This window comes from Paracoccus sp. (in: a-proteobacteria) (assembly GCF_030536915.1).
Lineage (GTDB): Bacteria > Pseudomonadota > Alphaproteobacteria > Rhodobacterales > Rhodobacteraceae > Paracoccus.
This window is the reverse complement of the sequence record NZ_JAUNPC010000188.1, coordinates 1-2,256: the sequence shown is the minus strand read 5'-3', so window position 1 is coordinate 2,256 and position 2,256 is coordinate 1. Positions and strand designations below refer to the sequence as shown.

Annotated in this window: 1 protein-coding gene; it reads right to left on the bottom strand. The window is 72.6% G+C overall.

From position 1 onward, the window contains the following. Window positions 1-499: 499 nt before the first annotated feature. A partial coding sequence (locus Q4F04_RS15540) for a pseudouridine synthase (RefSeq protein WP_368660742.1) occupies window positions 500-2,256 on the bottom strand: 1,757 nt, incomplete at its 5' end.

Genomic DNA, 2,256 nt, shown 5'->3' with positions numbered 1-2,256 from the left:
GGTGTCGACGACGACGGGTTCGACGTCGACGACCGGGGCGACGTAGCCGCCGGCGAGGGCGGTCGAGGCCGACAGGCCAAGGGCCGCGGCGAAGGTAGCGAATTTGGTCATGATCATGCTCCGTACTCTTTTGAAGTCTGCCGGTTTCCCGACAGCATCGAAGCGACAGTTACACAAAGCCCTCAAGTTGAAAAGCGGCTAACGGCCGGTTCCGCTGCGGGTCAGCGATCACTGTTGCATAATCGCCAACCCGTTCTGGTTGGCTTGGTTCCGCCCTGCCCCGGGCACGGCCAGACCTGTGGCAGTTATGCACCGTAAGGCGATTCCGAGGTAGAAAAGTCGCAGCTTTTCCAAAGCTTCGGGGAAGACAGGCAGCCATCGCCCCTGATCCCCCTAGGCCTTGCAGATATCCCCAGGTCCGTTCCTGACGCCTTGGCCCCTGCACCCCGGATCGGCTGGCCTCGGGTGCAGGGCTCTCCCCTGCCCCGAGGCGTGGCTGTCAGCGCCGCCCGCCGCCTTTCGGGGACCCACCGTCCCGCCCCGGCTTGCCGCCCGGCCCCCTTCCCGAGGGCGCAGGGCCGCGCGGGCCGGTGCCGGGCTTGGGCGGCCGTCCCCCTGCCCCGGCGGGCCGGGGTCCGCGGAACGGCCGATCCCCCTGCGAGGCCGAGGCATCGGCGCGATCAGGCCGGGCCGCGCGGGGCTTGCGCGAAAAGCCGCTCTCGGTCTCGCCACTGCGTGGAGTGCGGGGACCGCCCTCGCGGGGCGGACGCGGCGCGTGGGTCCCGTTCCGGTCCTCACGCGCGGCCCAGGGCTTGCGGTCGCCGCGCGGCTGGTCCGACCGGACCCTGTCGGACCGGTCCCGGTCAAAGTCCCTGCCGCCTTCGTGCGGCCGGTCGGCACGAGGGCGCTCACCCTGCGGCCTGGGACCGCGCGGGCGGTCCCCCCCGTCCGGCCGGGGGGCGAAGCCCCTGCGATCGGACCCGCCTTCGGCCCGTGGGGCACGCGGGCGCTTGTCCCCTTCGGGCCGGGATCCGTCACCCGGCCGCCCGAAGCGGCCCGGCGGCCGGGGTCCCCGCTCGCCGCCCTCGCCTGCACGGGTCCTGCCCGTGAACCCGGATTCGCGATCGGGATGGCCTTCGCCCCGGCGGTCGAAGCCGGCCTGCCGAGGGCCACGCGCTGTCCCCTCATCACGGCGATCCGCGCCGAATGCGCGGGGCTTGCGGTCGTAGCCTTCGCCTGTCCCGCTACGCCCGGCACCCGCACGGGCGGGGCGGTCGCCCCCGTCGCTGCCATGGCGCGGCTTTCGCGGCGTCCGGTCCTTCTCGGCACGGTCGGCTGCCCATGGCCTGCGGTCGCCTTCGCGCCGGGGCTGGCGCTCGCCGTCGCCATCCCGGCGCGGGGCGCGGTCATCACGGCGGGACCCGCGGGCCGAGTCGCTGCGGGCCGGGCGCCCGCCGCGTTCCTCGGTCGCGTCGGCATCGCCCGTCAGCAACCCGCCCAGCTGGTCGCGCAACACGCGGCGCTTGACCTCGCGGACCTCGTTCTCCTCCATGCCGATCAGCTTGAAGGGACCGTAGCCGATGCGGATCAGGCGGTTCACGATCAGCCCGACATGGGCCATCGCGCGGCGGATCTCGCGGTTCCGGCCCTCGCGGATGCCGACGGTCAGCCAGGCGTTGGCGCCCTGCTGGCTGTCCAGCTTGATTTCCATGGGCGCGAATTCCTCGCCCTCGATGGTGGCGCCGCGGCGCAGGGGATCAAAGGTCAGGTCATTGGGCTGGCCGTTCACCCGCACGCGGTAGCGGCGCAGCCAGCCGGTCGAGGGCAGTTCCAGCCGCCGCTTCAGCTCTCCGTCATTGGTCAGCAGCAGGAGGCCCTCGGAGTTGAGGTCCAGCCGGCCCACGCTCATCACCCGGGGCAGGTCACGGGGCAGCGCGTCGAAGACCGTCTGGCGGCCCTTCTCGTCGGCTTCCGAAGTGACGAGGCCAACGGGCTTGTAGTAAAGCCAGAGCCGCGTTTCCTGCGCGGCCTCCATGGGCTTGCCGTCCACCGTCACCTTGTCCGAGGGCAGCACGTCCAGCGCCGGGCTGGCGATCTTGCGGCCGTTCACGGTGACGCGGCCTTCGACGATCATCCGCTCGGCCTCGCGCCGGCTGGCGACACCCGCGCGGGCCATGACCTTGGCGATCCGCTCGCCGCCCGAGGACTGCTTCTTCGGCGCGCCGGGTTGCGCAGGCTCGGCCAGCCTCTCGGGCA